The organism is Pedobacter sp. TM02 (assembly GCF_059705275.1).
On record NZ_AP046530.1, the window covers coordinates 866,448 to 888,628 of the forward strand.

A 22,181-nucleotide genomic window follows, 5' to 3' on the forward strand; every position below is an offset into this window, starting at 1 on the left:
TGGCTCACAGGCCAGGGAAATAAAACTAATCGATGTTACCGGTCTGTGACCACAGACCGGTGAAAAAAAATAGAAACAATAGCCTATGGAAAAATAAAAAGAGAAAAACCACATCACATAACAGCTTAAAAAAATCAATAAAAACCAACTATAAACAAAACATGATGAACAAAACATTTACTCGACTCATCAGGCGCAGGCTGATGCCGAAAGAGAGCACCCTTAGGGTTGGTGCTTTTTCAATGGCGGTTTGTTTGGCGTTCAACGCATCGGCAGATGCCAAGAATGCGCCAGCACCGCATCTCCTTAAAAACGAACTGCAGCGCTCGCTTGCAGACATAGTAATCAGAGGTATTGTTAAAGACGAAACCGGAGCGGGCATACCAGGAGTAGGCGTGAGGGTAAAAGGTGTCCTAACTACCGTAGCCACCGATGTAAACGGTAGTTTCAGCATTACCGTGCCCTCAGAAAATTCGGTGCTGGTATTTAGCTATGTAGGCTACGAAACACAGGAAATAACGGTAGGCACCCAAAAAAATATCACCATACAACTTAAGCCCAGCAGCAATGCGCTCGAAGAAGTGGCCATTGTGGGTTTTGGTACGCAACGCAAGGTATCATTGATCGGAGCCCAATCAACCGTTGATGCCAAAGAACTCAAATTGCCCGTGGCCAGTGTTACCCAATCGCTAGCCGGTAGGATTGCCGGTGTGGTTGGCGTACAAAGAAGCGGCGAACCGGGCCGTAGCGCTGCCGATATCTGGGTACGTGGTATTTCTACTTTTGGTGGCGGTTCGGCATCGCCATTGGTTTTGGTTGATGGGGTGCAGCGTAGCATTTCCAACATCGACCCAGAAGATATCGAATCGTTTACCGTATTGAAAGATGCATCTGGAACAGCGGTTTATGGCGTGAGGGGTGCCAATGGTGTAATTTTAGTGAAGACCAAAACGGGCAAGGTAGGCAAGCCCTCTATCTTTTTCGATTATAATGAAGGTTTGAGCACTTTTACGCGCCACCCCAAAGCTTTGGACGGAGTTACCTATATGAACTTGGCCAACGAAGCTTTAACCGGTAGGGGGCAGCCTGCAAAATATACCCAAGATTACATCAACAAAACGGCTTCGGGTGTCGACCCTTTGGTTTATCCAAACGTAAACTGGATGGATGAACTGTTTAAGCAATACAGCAGCGTGCGCCGGGCCAATTTGAATGCCGGAGGTGGCGTAGAAAATGCACAGTACTATGTATCGTTGGCTTACTATAACGAAAATGGCTTTTTAAAAACCGACGACTTGGCGGCTTATAATTCGGCCATGAATTATACCCGTTATAACTTTACCAGTAACTTGAATCTCAAAATTACCGGAACCACCAAATTAGACCTGGGCATACAAGGTTTCGCCGCCAATGGCAACTATCCGGGCGAGACTACCGAAAGCATCTTCGGTTCGGCCCTGGATGTGTCGCCGGTTGAATATCCCAAAATCTATCCTAATGGTTCGGTTCCGGGCCGTTCGTCAAACGGTGGTTTTCGCAACCCTTATGCCGATTTAACCCGCAGGGGCTACAGAACGGAGTTTGCCAATCAGGTGTACAGTAATTTAAGGGTAACGCAAGATATTGGCGCCCTGGTTAAAGGCTTGAGTGCTTCGGCCATGATTGCTTTCGATGCGACCAATACCAACTCCATCAAGCGATCGAAAAGGGAGAGTACTTACTTTTTAAGGGATATCAACAATCCTTACAAAGCTGATGGGAGCTTAGACCTGATTCAGACTTATACCAGCTCGCAAAATTACCTGACCTACGAACCCGCGAGAGGCGGCAACCGCAAGTTTTATACCGAGGCTTCGATCAATTACGACAGGAGCTTTGGCAAACATCGTGTAGGAGGCTTGATTTTGGGCTATTCTGAGGACAGGACAGAGCCTTTTGCCGGCGATTTTACGGCTTCTATTCCTTTCAGGCAATTGGCCGCTGCGGCAAGGGCTACCTATTCGTATGACGATCGCTACTTTGCCGAGTTCAACTTCGGCTATAACGGTTCAGAAAACTTCAATCCCAAAAAGCGTTTCGGCTCGTTCCCAGCCTTTGGTGTGGGATGGATTCCTTCTAACGAGAAGTTCTGGGGTAATATTAAAAACGTGATTTCTTTCTTAAAATTCAGGTACTCTGATGGTAAAACCGGTATAGGCGATTTGCCGGGCCGTAGGTTTGCCTACCTCACTTTGGTGGCCGATAATGCCAATGGCTATCAATTTGGCAAAAATTTTTCCAATACTGGTGGCATCAACGTAACCGATTATGGTATTGATGTGAGCTGGGCCGAATCGAGAAAGCAGGATTTGGGTGTGGAAATCAGGACCCTGAAAGACAACCTTTACCTGATCGTTGATTTATTTAAGGAATACAGAACAGGCATTTTCTTCCAGCGCCAATCTATTCCGGGCTATGTGGGTTTAACCAACCAGCCTTACGGCAACTTGGGTATTGTTGACAACAGGGGTATCGATGCCACTTTAGAATACAACACCAAACTAGGGCAGGTAGATTTGGGCTTCCGTGCTACCTTTACCTATAACAAAGATAAAATTGTAGAAGACGATCGTCCGGTACAGCCTTATCCGTGGATGAACCGTATTGGCGATAATGTATTGTCGAGGTATGGCTACGTTGCCGAGAAGCTGTTCGATTCGCAAGACGAGATCAATAACAGCGCTACGCCAGGCTCCAAAGCTTCTGTTAAACCCGGCGATATCAAGTACAAAGACCTGAACGGCGATGGTTTAATTAACGACTATGATAAAACCAGGATTGGCCGTGGCGATGTGCCGAACAAGGTCTATGGTTTTGGCGTAAATGTTTCGTACAAGGGGTTTGCCTTGAGCACCTTCTTCCAGGGGGTACACGGCGCCGATATCATGTTGGGCGGCTCGGGTATATTTCCGTTTAACGGTGGTGGTGGCTTAAGTAATGCGTATTCTATTGCTACCGATCGCTGGACACCTGAAAATCCGCGTCAGGATGCATTTTATCCACGTTTGGCCTACGGCGAAGCTGATAACACCAACAATACCCAGGAGAGTTCTTGGTGGGTAAAAGACGTGAACTTCCTGCGTTTAAAAACGGCACAGCTCAGCTATAACCTGCCTAAATCATGGGCCAGTAAAATCCATGTCAAAAACGCAGCCGTTTACCTCATCGGCACCAACCTGCTTACTTTCAGCAGCTGGAAATTGTGGGACCCAGAGTTGAATACCAACGTGAACGGAAGGGCAAATGGAGCCAGGTATCCAACAACCGCAACTTTGTCTCTAGGTGTTAACCTTAAATTTTAATTCTTACGAACATGAAAAAGTATATATATCTTTCGCTTGTACTGGCTTTAACGCTGGCTACATCATGTAAAAAAGGCTTCTTAGATCAAGTGCCTAACGATAGGCTTACGCTCGACGAAACCTTTAAAACCAGGGCAACCGCCGAAAAATTCCTCAACAACGTATACAGCCAAATCCCCGACGAATTTGGACAGCGTAACCCCAATACCGGCCGTAATGCAGGTGTATGGACAGGTTCATCTGACGAGGCAGAATGGGTTTGGGGCTTTAACCAGTGCAATAACATCAATATCGGAAGCTGGGATTCCAACTCTGGTTTTGTTAACGATTATTGGAACAACTTTTATAGAGGCATCCGATCGGCTACCTTCTTTATGGCCAATATTGACAAAGTAACCCAGGATATTACGCCCCAATTGGTTACACAGTATAAAAACGAAGCCAGGGCTTTGCGTGCCATGTACTATTTTTACTTGGTGCGTATGTATGGTCCGGTGGTGCTTATCGGCGAAAACGTAATAGAGCCGGATGCCCCAACCGAAAGCATCAGGTTGCCGCGCAGCAGCATGGACGAATGCATCAACTATATTGTTGCCGAACTGGATGCCGCCGCGGCTAACCTGCCAACCAATCCGGCCAACGACAACAACTATGGCCGCATTACCAAAGGCATGGCCTTAAGCTACAAACTGCAGGCCCTGTTGTTGGCCGCAAGTCCGCTATACAATGGCAATACCGATTTGGCTAGCCTGAAAAACAAGGACGGCAAGCAATTGATCAGTCAAACCTACGATGTCAACAAATGGAAAAAAGCAGCGGATGCCTACAAGGCTTATATCACCCAATTCGTGCCGGGCACTTACAGTTTGTTTAGAAAAAACAACTCGTTGGGTGTTTTCGATCCGTATTTATCGTGCAGGGATATCTTTATTGATCGTTTCAACAGCGAAATCATCATGATGCGCGTCGAATCTTCTATCGAGGCCCGTCAGTACGAGATGACTCCTTACCACAACGGCTACAACTCGGAGGTAAGAGGTTCGGCGGGTTTGGGCGCAACCCAAAATCAGGTGGATGCCTTTTTTATGGCCAATGGCCGTAGCATCGACGATCCGCTGGGTGGCTACGTACAAACCGGAACTACCATGTATCAGGCTCCAGGCAGTCCTATTGCTACCGATACCTACAACCAATGGGTAAACCGCGAACCACGTTTCTACGTAAACATTACCTATCATAACAGTGTGTGGCTGAACACCAATTTTGGCAATGTGGTTACCCAGTTTAACAACAACGGCAATTCTGGCAAGGCAACCGGTGGCAATGATTACAGCGTTACCGGCTATGCGGTAAGAAAAGCCATGGGCTTGGGCAACTGGAGAGAAAGCAACCGCCCGGTAATTTTGTATCGTGTAGGTAACTTATTTTTGGATTATGTGGAAGCGCTGAACGAATCAACTCCTGGCGACCCTGATATTTTAATTTACTTGAACCAGATTAGAAACAGGGCGGGTATTCCAGAGTATGGCAGCGGTGCAGGCCAAATACCGGCACCGGTTGGCCAGGCTGCTATGCGCGATGCCATCAGGAAAGAACGCAGGTCTGAATTGGCCTTCGAAAACGTAAGGTATTTCGATACCAGAAGATGGAAAATTGCCGAAACCACCGATAACGGTCCGATGTATGGCTTGAACATCACCAAAAACCTGCCTGATTTCTTCCAAAAAACCGTTTTCGAAACCAGGACTTTCACCAAAAGGCATTACCTGTTCCCAATTCCGGCTAAGGATGTGAATGCGGATAACCTGATGGTACAAAACCCAGGCTGGTAAATTATTCCCAAATCTTAATAATTGATCAGGTAGTGCGAGTGATTGCGCTACCTTGATTTGAATTGCTTTAACCCTACAACTTCATGCGATGAAAAAGCTAATGGGCATCTTATCCGTGATGCTGCTGATTGTATCGGCCAACGGATTTGCACAAAACAAATCGAAACAGAAAACCTCTTTTCAGGTAGCGGCCCCTTGGAGCGCCAATTACGACGTACGCTCAGACATTGCCATGGTATACGGCATTAACGACGCCGGGGGCAATTTTGAAGAAAGGGTAAAAAGTTACCGCGATAAGGGCTACGAAGTACAGTTTATGACCGGCATTGCCTGGGGCCAATACCAGGATTACTTTTTAGGCGAGTGGGATGGCAAAAACCACTTAGACGAAGGCCAGGTCATGCGCAGCGGCGAAACCATTTGGCATGGCAAAAACGTACCTTACATCGTGCCGTCGGCCAATTTCCTGGCCTACATGAAAACCCATGTCAAACGTGCTATCGATGCCGGCGTAAGCGCCATTTACTTGGAAGAACCCGAGTTCTGGGCACGTGCAGGTTACGGCGAAGCCTTTAAAAAGGAATGGCAAAACTATTATGGCTCGCCTTGGATGGCTCAGCACGAGTCGCCAGAAGCCACTTACCTTTCGTCAAAGCTTAAATACCAGCTTTATTTCAATGCGCTGAAAGAAGTTTTCGCTTATGTGAAAAGCTACAGCGAAAGCTTGGGCAAAAGGGTAAAATGCTATGTGCCTACACATTCGCTCATCAACTATTCTTCATGGCAAATCGTGAGCCCGGAAGCTAGTTTGGCCAATTTGGAAGGCATGGATGGCTACATCGCACAGGTGTGGACAGGCACTTCGAGAGAGCCGGTTTACTACAATGGCAAAGCCAAGGAACGCGTGTTTGAAAATGCCTTTTTAGAATACGGTTCTATGGTATCGATGACCGCCCCAACCGGTCGGAAAATCTTCTTCTTAACCGACCCGATAGAAGACCGTGCCCGTAGCTGGGACGATTACAAAGTAAATTATGAAGCCACTTTTACGGCCAAGCTCTTGTACCCCATGGTTGATAATTATGAAGTGATGCCTTGGCCAAACCGCATTTACAACGGCAAATTCAGCGTAGAAGGTCAAAAAGAAAAACAGCCTATTTCAAAGGCTTATGCCACCCAAATGCAGGTGATGGTCAATTCGCTCAACCAAATGCCACTATCCGACAATAAATTGAACGGTAGCCATGGCATTGGCATTTTGTTGGCCAACTCCATGATGTTTCAGCGTTTTCCTACCCATGCAGGTTATGACGATCCGTATTTGTCGAACTTTTATGGCATGGCTATCCCTTTGCTCAAAAAAGGCATTCCGGTGGAGACTGTCCACATGGAAAACCTGGTTAATAAAAACACCCTAAAAGACATCAAAGTGCTCATTATGAGCTACGCCAACATGAAGCCTTTAGCGGCCAGTTACCACGAAGAACTGGCCAAATGGGTGAGAAACGGAGGCGTTCTTTTGTACTACGGCCGTGATAATGATCCTTTCCAAAACGTAAAAGAGTGGTGGAATACCCATGGCAATAATTTTACGGCACCTTCGCAACATTTGTTCAAATTGTTTGGCTTGGGTCCCAACGATAATCAGGCTGAATATGGCGTGGGCAAAGGCAAGGTTTTCATCATCCGCAAAGACCCCAAAGAACTGGTAATGCAAGCCAATGGCGATGCCGATTTCTTGGCCAACGTTAAAAAAGCCTACGAAAAAGATGCCCATGCGGGCGAACTGCTCTTCAAAAACAATTTTATGCTCGATCGCGGACCATTTAAAATGGTTGCCGTTTTAAACGAAACCGCCAACGACGAACCCCTAACCTTAACCGGAACTTTCATCGACCTATTCGACCCTGCTTTACCTATTCTGCACCAAAAAACCGTGGCCCCAAACACCCAGGCTTACCTCTACGATGTAAACAAAGCTACAGCCAAAAATAAGCCCCAAGTGTTGGCCGCTGCGGGACGTTTGGACGATGCATCTGTTCAAATTACCAAAAACAGCTATGCTTTTGTAATCAAGAGTCCATCGAATACCGTTAACGCCATGCGCATTTTGTTGCCCAAAAAGCCAAAACAGGTAACGGCCAAGTTAAACGGTAAAAACCTCGAACTCTTTAAAAATGACTGGGACGAACCGTCTAAAACTCTTTTGTTGAGCTTCGACAATTACAGCGAAGGCGTAAATGTGAACATCAACTGGTAAATACAACAACACAAACACACCACATGAAACTTAAACTATTAGGCTTTTTAATAATTTGCACGATTGCCAACTTAACGGCGCAAGAAAGAGATTTGGTACGCTATGTCAATACTTTGCAGGGCACCAATTCCAAACACGAACTTACCCGAGGCAATACTTATCCAACCACGGCCCTGCCTTTTGGCATGCACACCTGGACACCACAAACCGGCAAAAATGGTGATGGCTGGAAATATCAATATTTTAAAGATAAGATCCGTGGCTTTCAACAGGCACATCAGTGCAGCTCTTGGACCAGGGATTATGCCGTTTTTTCGCTCATGCCCATGATTGATGAATTGGTAGTTGACGAAAACAAGCGCGAGGCCCAATTTAGCCATCAAAACGAAGTGGCCAAGCCCAATTACTACAAGGTAACCTTTAATAACCGGCTGACCACCGAAATTGCCCCAACCGAGCGTGGTGCGCACCTTAGGTTCAGCTACCCTAAAGGCAAAAAGAGCTATTTGGTGCTTGATGGCTATACCCGTTTAAGTGGTGTGCAGATTTTTCCGAAGGCACAAAAAATTACGGGCTATGTTAACAATGGCGAGGGCTTTAAAAAAGGCTGGAAGAGCTATTTTGTCATCAAATTTGACCATCCCATTCAAGCCTATGGCACTTGGGATAACAAAACCAATACCGTTAAAGCCGATTCTACTACGGCCGAAGGCTTAGGCAAGGGCGCCTACATCGAATTTAGGGCGGGCGTTAAGGTGCAGGCTAAGATAGCCTCATCTTACATCAGTGCCGAGCAAGCCGAACTCAATCTGCAGCAAGAACTGGGCAATGACAAAAACCTGGAGCAGACTAAGGACAGGGCGGCTGCGGTTTGGAATGAATCGTTAGGCAAGATTTTGGTTGAAGGGGGCAGCGAAGAGGATATCGCCACTTTTTATTCATGCTTTTTTAGGGCCAGCCTATTTTCGCGCAAGTTTTACGAAATCGGCAAAGATGGCCAGCCTTATTATTTCAGCCCTTACGATGGCAAGGTGCATCCTGGTTACATGTTTACCGATACCGGATTTTGGGATACCTTTAGGGCACAATTCCCCTTAAATACCTTAATCCATCCCGAAATGCACGGCCGTTACCTGCAAGCCATGCTCGATGCCTACGAACAATGTGGCTGGTTGCCTTCGTGGTCTTTTCCGAGCGAAGCAGGCAGTATGATTGGCAACCATGCCATCTCGCTGTTTACCGATGCCTGGGTAAAAGGCATTAAAACTTTCGATCCGAAAAAAGCCCTGCAAGCCTATGCCCACGAAGCCATGAACAAAGGCCCTTGGGGGCCGGCAAATGGCCGCGATGGCTGGAAAGAATACTTTGAGCTGGGGTATGTGCCTTATCCCAAGTATCGCGAAGCCACCGCCAAGACCCTCGAATATGCCTACGACGATTTTTGCGGCTACGAATTGGCCAGGCTAACCGGCAACGATTTTTACCAATCGGTGTTTGCCCGCCAAATGTATAACTACAAAAACGTGTACGATCCGGCAACCCGTTTTATGCGTGGCAAAGATGCTGATGGCCAATGGACGCCTAAGTTTGACCCTACAGAATGGGGAGGCCCTTTTACCGAGGGCAATGCCTGGCATTGGCAATGGTCGGTATTTCAAGATATCCAAGGCCTCATCAATTTAATGGGAGGTAATAAAAATTTTACGGCCAAGTTAGACTCTGTTTTTTCAGAGCCCAACAAGGTAAATGTGGGCACTTACGGAGGCATGATTCACGAAATGGCCGAAATGGTGATGGCCAATATGGGCCAGTATGCACACGGAAATCAACCCATTCAGCACATGGTTTATTTGTACAATTATGCCAATGAGCCATGGAAAGCGCAGTTTCATGCCCGCGAGGTCATGACAAAACTTTACAATGCCACCGAGAACGGCTATCCTGGCGACGAAGACCAGGGCCAAACCTCGTCGTGGTATGTGCTCAGTGCTTTGGGCTTTTACAGCGTAACCCCTGGCACCGGCGAATATGTATTGGGAAGTCCGCTTTTTAAAAAAATTACCCTTACTTTAGCGAATGGGAAAAAATTTGTAATTGAAGCACCGGCTAATGACGCATCTCACGTATACATTAAGTCTGCAACCCTCAATGGCAAGCCCTACACGCGCAATTACATTAGCCATGCCGATTTGGTTAGTGGAGGGACACTGAAATTAGAAATGGATAGCCAGCCAGCCAGGAACAGAGGGCTGCATAAAGAAGATAAACCCTTTTCGCTCACTAAGTAAAAGGTTTTAGTAAGCGAAAAGAAGAATATAATAAATATATAGAAATGGAAAAACCTGCTGTATTGGGTGTTGATATAGGTGGCTCGCATATTACGGCTGCACTGGTAGATTTAAAAAAAGGAACATTAATTGAAGAGTCGATAAAGCGTAACGCAGTTAATGCTAAACAAGAGAAGGAAGATATATTAAAGGCCTGGTGCCATGTAATTGAAGCTGCTTTTGCCAATGCCAATGGCAATGAAAAATACATCGGCATTGCCATGCCTGGCCCGTTCGATTATGAAAATGGCATTTCGCTGATCAAGGAGCAGGATAAATTCAATGCCCTTTATTTGGCCAACATCAAAGAAGAGCTTGCCAAGCGTCTGCAGCTTAAGCCAAGTGCCATCCGCTTTATTAATGATGCAGCCGGCTTTATGCAGGGCGAAGTTTTTAGTGGCGCGGCCAAAGGCCATAGCCGGGTACTGGGCTTAACCCTAGGCACGGGATTAGGTTCGGCATTGTCTATCAATGGCATGGCTTCTGACGCCGAGTTGTGGGATTCGGCATTTTTGGATGGCATAGCCGAAGATTACCTTTCTACCCGCTGGTTTGTAGGTCGTTACAACGAATTGAGCCACAAAAGCTTGGATGGCGTAAAGGAATTGGCGGGTTTGGTAGCAACCGATGCTCTGGCCAAACAGGTATTTGTAGAATTTGGGGCTAACCTGGCTCAATTTTTAGCTCCGATAATTAAAAAACATGAGGCCGAAGTGGTAATTTTAGGAGGGAATATTGCACGGGCTTTCGATCTCTTTGCGCTAAGCTTAAATATTGGACTGGGCAAGCAGGGGCTGAACATACCCATTAAGCTAACGGAGCTGAATGAGCATGCCGCCTTAATTGGCGCAGCCAGTAATTGGAATCTGGAGACCTCTCAAACTGAAAAATAATCGATAAAAAATAAAGGCGCACGAACCACGCGCCATAAAACAAAAACCTAAGCTATGAAAAGAAGAAAGTTTATTCAAAACACAGGTTTATTGGGGGCCGGCGTGCTGGCTTCGAAGTTTTCCTTTGCTTCGGCTTTGACACCCGAATTTCCGGTAGTTAGGGTTGCGGCCGCTAAGCGACACTTTACCAGTGCATCTGTAGAAAAGGCCATTCAAACCTTTCAGGCACACGTGGCTGATAAAGAATTGGCTTGGCTGTTCGAAAACTGCTTCCCGAATACTTTAGATACCACGGTAACCTATGCGGTGAAAAACGGCAAGCCAGATACCTATGTCATTACCGGCGACATTGATGCCATGTGGATGCGCGACAGTTCGGCGCAGGTTTGGCCGTACCTGCAGTTTGTAAACGAAGATCCGAAACTGAAGGATTTGATCGCAGGCGTGATCAACCGTCAAACCCACTATGTGTTAAAAGATCCTTATGCCAATGCCTTTTACAACGATCCGAATAAAGTAGGCGAGTGGAAAAGCGACAAAACCGATATGAAGCCAGGCGTACACGAACGCAAGTGGGAAATCGATTCGCTGTGCTATCCCATCCGTTTGGCTTACCACTACTGGAAAAAAACAGGCGACAAATCGCCTTTCGATGCCGACTGGAAAAAAGCCATCGAATTGATTTATAAAACCTTTGTAGAGCAGCAACGCAAAGACAATAAAGGGCCGTATCATTTCCAGCGCGAAACCACGGCTCCAACCGATTCGTTGCCCATGGCGGGTTATGGCTTTCCGGTAAAGCCAGTCGGTTTGATCTGCTCGGCCTTCCGTCCGAGCGATGATGCCACCATTTATCCTTTCCTGATCCCGTCTAACTTTTTTGCGGTAAGCAGCTTAAGGCAAGCGGCCGAGATGCTTGTTGCCTTGTATAATGATAACGCTTTGGCCGGCAAGTTAACCGCTTTGGCCAATGAGGTTGAAACGGCTTTGAAAAAATACGCCACCAAAGACCATCCGGTTTACGGCAAAATATTCGCCTTTGAGGTCGATGGTTTTGGCAGTGCCTATTTGATGGATGATAGCAATGTGCCTAGCTTGCTGTCTATGCCTTATTTGGGAGCCATCAAAGTGGATGATCCAATTTATAAAAATACCCGCAAGTTTATCCTGTCAACCGACAATCCCTTCTTTTTTAAAGGCAAGGCGGCCGAAGGTGTGGGCGGGCCACACGTTGGTGCCGATATGATTTGGCCAATGGCGATTACTTTGCAGGGAATAACTTCGGTAAGCGACGCCGAAATCAAAAAGTGTATCGCCATGCTGAAAAGCACGCATGCAGGCAAAGGCTTTATGCACGAGAGCTTCCATAAAGACGACCCGACTAAATTTACGCGCAGCTGGTTTGCTTGGGCCAATACCCTGTTTGGCGAGTTTTTATGGAAAATTTATAACGAAAAACCAGCCTTGCTGAAATAAAATATGTTGAAGACAGTAAAAATAGGCAAACTGAAATGCGTGGCCGCTTTGGCGCTATCGCTGTTGGCTGGGCAAGGCTTGGCACAGCAGCAAGCCAGCAATTTGTCCTATGTAGATCCCACCATAGGCAGCGTAGGCCTCATTTTAGAGCCCACCCGGCCAGCGGTACACCTGCCCAATAGCATGGTGCGGGTTTTTCCGGCGCGTGCCGATCAGCTGGACGATCAAATTGCCTATTTTCCGCTCACCATTTCTTCGCATCGCCAAAATTGGCTTTTCGGGTTGATGCCTTATTCGGGGCCAATTAACGAACAGGCTTGGGGCAAGAAATTTACTTCAGACAACGAGCAGATCAGCCCCGATTCCTATACTGGCCTCCTAGAAGATAACGGCACCAAAATCAGTTTTATACCAGGTGCCAAAGCCGGTTTTTTTGAATTTGCCTTTGCCGATAAGGTGGATCACTATCTGCGCCTTACTATTTTGAACAACGGCGAAATCAACCTCGAAAACCAACATGCCCTGAGTGGTATTGAAGAATTTCAGGGGATGAAAGCCTATTTCTACGCCGAAACGAACGTAACCTTGGGCGATGTCAGCTACCAAAACGGACAAGGCAAAAAACGTGCATTGATCAAAATTGAAGGTCAGGCACAAAAGGTAGCCTTTAAATATGGTATTTCCTTCATCAGCATGGCGCAGGCCAAAGAAAACCTGAACAAGGAAATTGCCGACTGGGACAGGGCCAAACTGCAAAGCAAAGCTACAGCAGCTTGGAACAAAGTGCTGTCGCAAGTGAATGTAAAAGGTGGAACAGTTGCACAAAAACGGGTTTTTTATACGTCGCTGTATCGTTCTTACGAGCGGATGGTCGACATTAACGAATACGGCAAATACTACAGTGCCTACGATCATCAGGTGCATCGTTCCAACCGTCCCTTTTTTGTAGACAATTGGCTGTGGGATACCTACATCGCACTTGAACCTTTGCAAACCATTTTAAATCCAAAAATGGAGGGCGACAAGCTTAACTCTTATGTGCAGATGTACGAGCAGAGTGGCTGGATGCCTTCTTTTGCGCTCGTGTTTGGCGATAACCCTTGCATGACGGGCAACCACGCCGCCGCCTGGTTCTTGGATTCGTACCAAAAAGGGGTTCGTGGCTTCGACCTTCAAAAAGCCTACGAAGGCATTAAAAAGAATTCGCTCGAAGCTACCTTATTGCCCTGGAAAAACGGCAAGGCAACTGTGCTCGATACTTTTTATGCCGAAAAAGGCTACATGCCGGCACTCAAGCCCGGCGAAAAGGAAACCGTGGCCGCAGTGCATGGCTTTGAAAAAAGACAGAGCGTTTCGGTTACTTTAGAAAACAGTTTCGATGATTGGTGCCTGGCCCAACTGGCCAGCAAAAGTGGCAACGAAGCCGATAGAGCCTTGTTTTTAAAACGCGCAGCCAATTACAAAAACGTGTTCCGCGAAGACAAGGGCTTTGTATGGCCCAAGGACAGCGATGGCAATTGGATAGAACCTTTCGATCCTAAGTTTTCTGGCGGACAAGGCGGTCGCGAATACTTTACCGAAAACAATGCTTATACCTACAACTGGGATGTAAAACACGATTTAGATGGACTTTTCCAGTTAATGGGGGGCAGGGCCAAGGCCGAAGAAAAACTCGACGACTTGTTCAGGGCCAGCTTGGGCCGGAGCAAATATAACCTCTGGTACACCTTCCCGGATGCTACGGGCTTGGTGGGTCAATTTGTAATGGGTAATGAGCCGAGCTTTCATATTCCGTATCTCTACAATTATTTGGGTGCCCCATGGAAAACACAAAAACGCATCCGCATGTTGATGGACACTTGGTACACCGACAACCTGTTTGGCATTCCGGGCGACGAAGATGGGGGTGGCATGACGGCCTTTGTGGTATTCTCTATGATGGGCTTTTTTCCGGTTACGCCAGGCGTTCCGGTGTACAGCATCGGCAGTCCTACGTTTAATGAAATGAGCATCAGGCTCGATAATGGCAAAACCTTTACGGTATTGGCCAAAAACAATTCGGCAAGCAACAAGTATATCCAAAGCGCAACCTTAAACGGCAAGGTTTTGAACCGTTCGTGGTTTACACATCAAGAATTAACCAACGGCGGCGTGTTAACCTTGCAGATGGGCAGTTTGCCCAACAAAACTTGGGGCAGTACTAATTTGCCACCATCAGCCTTAAACTATAACCCCTAAACATAACAGCACAATGAACAAAACAATTTTAACAGGTTTAGCACTCGTTTTAATGGTGGTTGGCGTAAGGGCCCAAAACCCCGAAACGATAACCAGAAAAGGCTATACCTTAACTTTTTTGAGCAATTCGGCTTCTTTTGATCCGGCTTTGAAGCAGCGCATGATCGAAACTTTCTTTAAGGTTTATCCCGTATTGGCCAAAGACTTTAACAAAAATGCCGATAAAGCCGTAACTTTTAGCATCGATACCGCCTACAAAGGCGTAGCCGCTACCGGCGGCGGCCGTATTGTGTACAATCCCGAGTGGTTTGTAAAACATCCTGGCGATATCGATGTGGTAACCCACGAGGTCATGCACGTGGTACAAAATTATGGTAATGGTGGCGGACCAGGCTGGCTAACCGAAGGCATTGCCGATTATGTACGCTTTAAATATGGCGTTGACAATCCGGGTGCGGGTTGGACCCTAACGCCGTTTAAGCCAGAGCAGAGCTATAAAAATGCCTATCGCATTACAGCACGTTTTTTAAACTGGCTCGAAACGCATGGCAATAAAGGCATCGTGGTAAAGCTCGACAACATTATGCGCAGCCATACCTATGCAGCAACCGTTTGGAAAGACCTGACAGGCAAAACTGTCGACGAACTTTGGGCTGCTTATGCCGCTAATCCGAATGCTTAAAATATTCTCTTATCTCAATATTTAAAAATGATCAAGAAACTACTCACCGCTACATTGGTACTTGCAGGTTTGGGGCTTTCGGCACAAACTGTGGGCAAGATTACCGATCCTGTAGAATGGATCAATCCGTTAATGGGTACCCAATCAAAGCCCGATTTGTCTAACGGCAATACCTATCCGGCCATTGCAGTGCCATGGGGCATGAATTTCTGGACCCCCCAAACCGGCAAAATGGGCAACGGCTGGGCTTATACCTACGATGCCGATAAAATACGGGGCTTTAAGCAAACGCATCAGCCATCGCCTTGGATGAACGACTATGGCCAGTTTGCCATTATGCCCGTAACCGGAAAGCTGAAGTTTACCGAAGACGACCGCGCCAGCTGGTTTACGCACAAGGCAGAGGTAGCCAAGCCTTACTACTACAGCGTGTACCTGGCCGATGCCAATGTAACCACCGAGATTACACCAACCGAAAGGGCTGCGCAGTTCAGGTTTACCTATCCGCAAACCGATAGCGCTTTTGTAGTGGTCGATGCGCTGAACAAAGGCTCATACATCAAAATCATCCCTGAAGAACGCAAAATTATTGGCTATACCTCTAAATATGCCCGCGGACCATTGCCGAGCAATTTCAAAAACTACTTCGTTATTTATTTTGATAAAGCCTTTACCGTGGCCAAAACCTGGTCGGGCAATAAGTTAAACGCAACAGATTTAGAGCTGCAAAGCGACCATACCGGTGCGGTTATCGGCTTTAAGACCAAAAATGGCGAGAAAGTTCATGCCAAGGTAGCTTCTTCTTTCATCAGCTTTGAACAAGCCGAATTGAACCTGAAAAGAGAGTTGGCCAACGATAGCTTCGATGCCACCAAAACAAAAGCCAAAGCCATTTGGAACAAAACCCTGAGCCGCATTAGCGTAGAAGGTGGCACGGTTGACCAAACCCGTACTTTTTATTCGTCGTTTTACCGTACGCTTTTCTTCCCCAATAAATTGTACGAGATCGATGCCAACAACAAAATTGTGCACTGGAGTCCGTACAATGGCAAGATATTGCCTGGTTATATGTTTGCCGGAACCGGCTTTTGGGATACCTTTAGGGCTTTGTACCCTTTCTTAAATCTGGTTTATCCGTCTATCAATAAAGAGATGCAGGAAGGCCTCATCAACGATTATAAGGAAGGCGGTTTCTTGCCCGAGTGGAGCAGTCCAGGTTTTGCCGATATCATGATTGGCAACAATTCTGCTTCGGTAGTGGCCGATGCTTATATCAAAGGTATCCGTGGTTATGATATCGAAACCCTTTGGGAAGCTGTAAAACATGGTGCCAACAATGAAGGCCCAATGACCGCTGTTGGCCGCAAAGGCGTGAAGTACTATAACGAATTGGGCTATGTGCCTTACGATGTAAAAATAAACGAAAATGCAGCCCGTACTTTGGAATATGCCTACGATGATTTTGCGATTTACCAATTGGGCAAAGCTTTAGGCAAACCTGAAAGCGAAATCGGCATTTACGCCAAAAGAGCCATGAATTATAAGAACCTGTTCGATCCGGCAAGCGGCCTGATGCGTGGCAAAAACCAGGATGGCACTTTCCAATCGCCGTTTAGTCCGTTTAAATGGGGCGATGCCTTTACCGAAGGCAACAGCTGGCACTACTCGTGGTCGGTGTTTCAGGATATTGCCGGCTTGGCCAAGCTGATGGGGGGCAAGGAGAAATTTGTACAAAAACTGGATTCGGTATTTACGCTGCCTCCAATTTTCGACGACACTTACTATGGTGGTGTAATCCACGAAATCAGGGAGATGCAGATTGCCAATATGGGCCAATATGCGCACGGTAATCAGCCCATCCAACACATGATTTACCTGTACAACTATGGTGGTGCACCTTGGAAAGCCCAATACTGGGTGCGCGAAGCCATGAACAGGCTGTACCATGCTACACCAGATGGCTATTGTGGTGATGAAGATAACGGTCAAACTTCGGCTTGGTACGTGTTTTCGGCCATGGGCTTTTATCCGGTTACGCCAGCGGTTGACCAATATGTAATTGGTGCGCCATTGTTTAAGAAAGTAACCCTGAACTTGGAAAACGGCAAAACGGTGGTGATCAATGCGCCTAGCAACAGCGCAGATAACCGCTATATCCAAAGCCTCAAAGTAAATGGGGCCAACTACGATAAAAACTGGCTGAGCCATTCGGCCTTGCAAAAAGGAGCTGTGCTCGATTTCAGCATGTCGGCCACGCCAAACAAAACCAGAGGAACCAGCGAAAGTGCATTCCCTTACTCTTTTTCAACAGCGAAATAGCAAAAAGGCAGTACGAAAGTGCTGCCTTTTTTATTCATGAGTTCACTGGCCGATGGGCAACCGAAATTTAGGCCATAAAAGACCTTTCGTCAATTAACCTTCAACTTTAAACCTTCAACCTTCCAGCCTTCAACCCTCCACCTTCCCCCTGTTTTAACCTTTATTGGGGATTAATCAAATTCGCCTTCAAGGCAAAGTCGTAAAGCGCAACGGTCGAATCAGTCAGGTCGAGTTTCCGCATGATATTTTTGCGGTGCGTATGAACGGTAAATTCTGAAAGGAACAGGCGTTCGGCAATGTCTTTGGTGCGCAGGTTTTGGCAAACCAGCCTGATAATTTCTACTTCTCTTTTCGTAAGCTTGTGCTTTTTGAGAAAATCGTCGAAATAAGAGAAAGGACTTTCGTTGGGCGCTTTTGGATTGAAATCCGGAAAGATATCCTGGCCGTCTATCACGGTCAGTAAACTGTTGGCCAACTTGTGCAGCTCATCTGATTTGACGATATAGCCATTGGCCCCATTAACCTTGGTATTTTTGATCAGCTCTTGCGAATGGTAATTGCTGAGCACAATGATCTTGGCTTTGATTTTTCGCTTTTTTAGTTCCTGCAAGGCTTTTAACCCGTCCACACCAGGCATATTCAGGTCGAGTAGAATGATATCGGCCTGAACGAGCAAAGGCGAATTGAGCAACTCGAGGCCATTGTTCATCATGCCTATGATTTCAAAACGCTCGTCGTTGTCAAAGTGTGCCTTGATGCCATGCAATACAACGGGGTGGTCATCAGCTAATATCAATTGGATTTTCATGGCAACTTAATGGGGGGGATAGGAAGTTCAATTAATACAAAAGTTCCTTCGTTGGGCTTGCCTTCTATTTCGAGTTTGCCCGAAAGGTAGGCAATATTGGTTTGCAATAGCTTCATGCCGGCACCGGCAGTTGTGTCGCGTTCTTGCGCAATACCTTTGCCATCGTCTTCTACATAAATGGTCAGGCTGTTTTCCAGTTCGATGAGCTGGATGAACAGATGTTTGGCTTCGGCATGCTTAATGGCGTTGTTCAGTATTTCCTGAATAATGCGGTAAGTGCTCAGCGTAAATTGCGGTGGCCATTTTTCGGTATGTTCAAAGCCTTCAATTATATGCTCAACGGTTAAGCGATTGGCTGTTTTAATCGCGCTGATCAAATCCTGGATAGCCGCTTTGAACCCATATTTTTCCAAAGCTATCGGCATCAGGGCGTGGCTGATGTTGCGCACGGTTTCGCTGATGTTGCCCAAAAGGTTTTGTGCCACTTCCAGTTTTTTGTTGGCCCCACTGCCTGCCGCAAACACTTCCTCGTTTAACGTATTGATATTGAGTTTGGCAATAGAAAGCATGGCGCCAACCTCGTCGTGCAGCTGTGTGGCGATGCGCTTTTTCTCTTGCTCCTGTACTTCGGTAAGCGTATTCATCAAATCGAGCTGGTGCTGTTGCTTGAGGTTATTCAAAGTAGCCCGATGTAAAATACCAGCCTGTTTTTTGCGCTGAAACAAAATATAGGCAAGGCCGCTCAATAGCAATACTACAACTGCCGATCCTATAAAAATGATCCAATTGCGTTGTTTTTGTTGTTGCAGTTCCAGTTTTTGTACTTCCTGTTGTTTTTGGGCTAAGGCCAACTGCTGTTCTTTTTCGTTTACCTTGTACTTGGTTTCCAACTCTTTCGATGCCTGTTGCATGGCCATTTGGTACAGGGTATCCTTAAGCTGTATTTGTTGCTCTAAGCTCTTGATCAAGGTGTCGGGGTTGCCTCCATTGGCTTGGTGCGCAGTTTTAAGCGAATTCGAATACAAGAGTTTGAGCGCAGGAGGCATGTCGTGTTTTTTTAAAATGGCGCCGGCCAGCTTAAAATAATAGTCGGAAGAATCCCGCTTGTTTTCGCTGGCGTACAAATTGGCCAATCCACTTAGTATTTCCAAATCGAGTCCAGGTACTTGCTGGGTGCCTATTTTTAAACGATAGGCTTTTATAAAGCTGGCCTTGGCTTTTTTAGGCTGATTTTTGGCTTCGTAATAATAGGCTTCGGCCATTTCATACATCTTTTTCGAATGCAGGCTGTTTTGGTCCATGCCATATTTGCGGTGTAGGGCAAAAAAATCGTCAAAACGGCTAAAGTCTTGCAGTCGGTAGGCTAGCAATATCATTTTATTGATGTTGTTCGCAAGCTGTTGTGTGCTGACATTCGGCAGGTTAAAGGCTTTTTCCGTATAAAGAAAAGCATTCTTGTAGTCGCCAAGGGATTCGTAGTTGCGAGCCAATATTCCAAAAAACTGAACGGTACGGTCATTAATATTGTTTTCGAGGTCTGGAACCAGTTCCTTCAGCAACTCGAAAGCTTCCTTTTCCTTGTCGAGGTTGACCAACAGATTGGCATAGGCGAAACGGGTATCTTTATAGAGACTTGCATTATCGCTCTGTTTGGCCAGACTAAGGGCCATTTGGAGATATTCTTTTGCTTTTGCTGGATTTCCCCTTCGGATTTCGAAGTTAGAACGGTTCCTGAGGTTAAAAACACGAGGAATAATATACTGAGGCTTGTCTTTGGTAAAGGCTTCAATTTTATTGTAATAATAAATGCTTTTCTCTGGATCTTCAATACGGCTATATACCCTCGAGAGGTCGTTGAGTACGCTCATGATGAGCTGTTCAGGCAATTTGGGCAGGTAACTCTCGGCTTGCTGGATCAAGGTGAGGGCTTGTGCGCGGTTGCCTAGTCCCAGTTCGGTAATGGCTTGGGTAGCCAATACACTTGCAACCAAGTCTTCGCGGGCACTGTTTTTCGAGTGCTGCAAAGCTTCTTCGAGCAGATTCTTAAGTTCTTCCGTATAAATGGTTTTGGGGTTACGTACATACCGCAACAAGTACATGGTCTTTTCTGTCGAGGGATAAAGTTGCCTGATCTCTGCAATATCCTTGGCAGGAGGAGGTATGCGGTCTTGCGCCATTGCCCAATAACTAGGGCAGGCCACCCAAAAGAGCAGCAAGAATACGAAGGTTGGCAAGGTTGGTTTAAAGCGGATCATTTGCCCCTAAAATAACAATAATTGCGTATTGTATTGGGGCAAAATCAACAATGCCTAAAGTGTTAAGGCACAAGTCCGACAACAATTTAACCAGCTCTGGTGTTTTCGCATCAGCTGGGTTTGCGTAGTTTCGGTTTTATAACAACCTTTTTATGTTTGCACGATGGGTTTTTCTTCCAAAAAACTTATTATTACAAGATTAAACTACCTTAAATCATTTCTTGATTATGAAAAACAGCATGATCGTTATTTTATGTTGTCTGGCCCTGGCTACCCAAGCCCAGCAACATCATTTTATCGAGATCAAAAAAACAGACACATTCCACACGATTGTGGCCAAGGCCGCATCCGTAACCCCATCGGCCAGACAATTGCGCTGGCAGCAGCTGGAGCTCACCGCTTTTTTCCATTTTGGCATCAATACGTTTACCAATCGCGAATGGGGCGATGGCAAAGAAGACATTTCCCAATTTAATCCCACACAACTTGATGCAGAGCAATGGGTTAAAACCGTGAAGGATGCCGGCTTTAAGCAGGTTATCATCACGGCCAAGCACCACGATGGCTTTTGTTTGTGGCCTAGCAGATTTACCGAGCATTCGATCAAAAACACACCTTATAAAAACGGCCATGGTGATATCGTCAAAGAAGTGGCCGCGGCTTGCCGCAAATTGGATGTGGGTTTTGGCGTTTACCTGTCGCCATGGGACAGAAATGCGCCCAGTTACGGAACTGAGGCTTACAATACTTATTTCGTTAATCAATTAACAGAACTCCTCACCCAGTATGGAAAAGTAGATGAGGTTTGGTTTGACGGAGCCAATGGCGAGGGGCCAAACGGCAAGAAACAGGTTTACGATTTTGACCGCTGGTACGCCCTGATCAGGAAGCTGCAACCACAGGCCGTTATTGCGGTACAAGGCCCTGATGTACGTTGGGTAGGCACTGAAAGTGGCGTAGGCCGGGAAACAGAGTGGAGCGTATTGCCGGTTTCTGAGCAGAGCCAAGAGAAAATCGCGGCCGCCTCGCAACAAGAAGTAAACGTGATACCGGGTGTGTTGGGCAGCTATAAAGACCAAGATAGGGGAAGTCGTGATAAGTTGGTTAATGCCAGCGGATTAGTTTGGTACCCCGCCGAAACCGATGTAAGCATCAGACCAGGTTGGTTTTATCATCCGGCAGAAGATGCCAAAGTGAAGAGCGATAAGCGATTGATGGATATTTACTTCACCTCGGTTGGTCGCAATGGCGTGTTGTTGCTTAATATTCCGCCAAATACCCAAGGCCTTATTGCCGAGGCCGATCGCAAGAGCCTCCAAGGATTTGCCACCCAAATGAAAACTACCTTTAGACAAAATCTAGCCAAAACAGCTAAGTTACAGGCCGCAAACGGAAAAAACTTAAGTAGTTTATTTGATGGCAAGTTGCAAACCTATTTTACCACCACAACCAAAGATACTACTACCACCATTCAACTGAACTGGGCTAAGCCCGTTACTTTTAATGTATTGGCATTGCAGGAAAATATTGCGGTTGGACAACGGATCGAAAAATTTGAAGCCGAATATTTTGATGGGGTGTCGTGGAAGGTATTTGCAACAGGAACTACAGTGGGCTATAAAAGGTTGCTCAAGTTTAACGAATTGACCACCAGTCAAATCAGGTTTCATATCCTTTCATCCAGACTAAACCCAACCTTGGCCGAATTTGGCCTATATTTTTTAAAACCTTAATCCCTTCCAATATCCTC

General features: G+C 46.4%; 12 protein-coding genes. 10 read left to right on the forward strand and 2 right to left on the reverse strand.

The features are described from left to right. Nucleotides 1-161 precede the first annotated feature (161 nt). From AC6H1S_RS03765 to AC6H1S_RS03805, 9 genes are all read left to right on the forward strand, one after another. On the forward strand, nt 162-3,341 hold the full coding sequence (locus AC6H1S_RS03765; RefSeq protein WP_497565165.1) for a SusC/RagA family TonB-linked outer membrane protein: 3,180 nt from the start codon (nt 162-164) through the stop codon (nt 3,339-3,341). A gap of 11 nt (nt 3,342-3,352) precedes the next feature. After that, nucleotides 3,353-5,173 (forward strand): RagB/SusD family nutrient uptake outer membrane protein, encoded by a 1,821-nt coding sequence (locus AC6H1S_RS03770; RefSeq protein ID WP_497565166.1) that lies wholly within the window; start codon nt 3,353-3,355, stop codon nt 5,171-5,173. An 88-nt stretch (nt 5,174-5,261) separates the two neighbouring features. Next, nucleotides 5,262-7,433, forward strand: a complete 2,172-nt coding sequence (locus tag AC6H1S_RS03775; protein ID WP_497565167.1) for a hypothetical protein — start codon at nt 5,262-5,264, stop codon at nt 7,431-7,433. A 23-nt stretch (nt 7,434-7,456) separates the two neighbouring features. Further along, entirely contained in the window at nt 7,457-9,721 is a 2,265-nt protein-coding gene (locus AC6H1S_RS03780; protein ID WP_497565168.1) for a GH92 family glycosyl hydrolase, read from the forward strand. A gap of 44 nt (nt 9,722-9,765) precedes the next feature. Continuing rightward, entirely contained in the window at nt 9,766-10,653 is an 888-nt protein-coding gene (locus AC6H1S_RS03785; protein WP_199141157.1) for an ROK family protein, read from the forward strand. Nucleotides 10,654-10,707: 54 nt separating this feature from the next. Continuing rightward, entirely contained in the window at nt 10,708-12,129 is a 1,422-nt protein-coding gene (locus AC6H1S_RS03790) for a glycoside hydrolase family 125 protein (protein ID WP_497565169.1), read from the forward strand. A 3-nt stretch (nt 12,130-12,132) separates the two neighbouring features. Next, the gene (locus tag AC6H1S_RS03795) at nt 12,133-14,367 is read left to right on the forward strand and encodes a GH92 family glycosyl hydrolase (RefSeq protein WP_497565170.1); all 2,235 of its coding nucleotides are present in this window, start codon (nt 12,133-12,135) and stop codon (nt 14,365-14,367) included. 13 nt (nt 14,368-14,380) lie between these two features. Beyond that, on the forward strand, nt 14,381-15,049 hold the full coding sequence (locus tag AC6H1S_RS03800; protein ID WP_497565171.1) for a basic secretory protein-like protein: 669 nt from the start codon (nt 14,381-14,383) through the stop codon (nt 15,047-15,049). A 27-nt stretch (nt 15,050-15,076) separates the two neighbouring features. Next, nucleotides 15,077-17,368, forward strand: a complete 2,292-nt coding sequence (locus AC6H1S_RS03805; protein ID WP_497565172.1) for a GH92 family glycosyl hydrolase — start codon at nt 15,077-15,079, stop codon at nt 17,366-17,368. Nucleotides 17,369-17,528: 160 nt separating this feature from the next. On the opposite strand, the gene AC6H1S_RS03810 is transcribed toward AC6H1S_RS03805, so the two are convergent. Together AC6H1S_RS03810 and AC6H1S_RS03815 are read right to left on the reverse strand one after the other, a co-directional pair. Next, nucleotides 17,529-18,176, reverse strand: a complete 648-nt coding sequence (locus tag AC6H1S_RS03810; RefSeq protein WP_497565173.1) for a response regulator transcription factor — start codon at nt 18,174-18,176, stop codon at nt 17,529-17,531. Continuing rightward, the gene (locus AC6H1S_RS03815; RefSeq protein WP_497565174.1) at nt 18,173-20,431 is read right to left on the reverse strand and encodes a tetratricopeptide repeat-containing sensor histidine kinase; all 2,259 of its coding nucleotides are present in this window, start codon (nt 20,429-20,431) and stop codon (nt 18,173-18,175) included. Before AC6H1S_RS03815 ends, AC6H1S_RS03810 begins: the two co-directional genes overlap by 4 nt. A 227-nt stretch (nt 20,432-20,658) precedes the next feature. Here AC6H1S_RS03815 and AC6H1S_RS03820 point away from each other — a divergent pair, with 227 nt between their 5' ends. Then, complete coding sequence (locus tag AC6H1S_RS03820) at nt 20,659-22,164, forward strand: alpha-L-fucosidase (RefSeq protein ID WP_497565176.1); 1,506 nt, start codon at nt 20,659-20,661, stop codon at nt 22,162-22,164. Nucleotides 22,165-22,181: the final 17 nt, after the last annotated feature.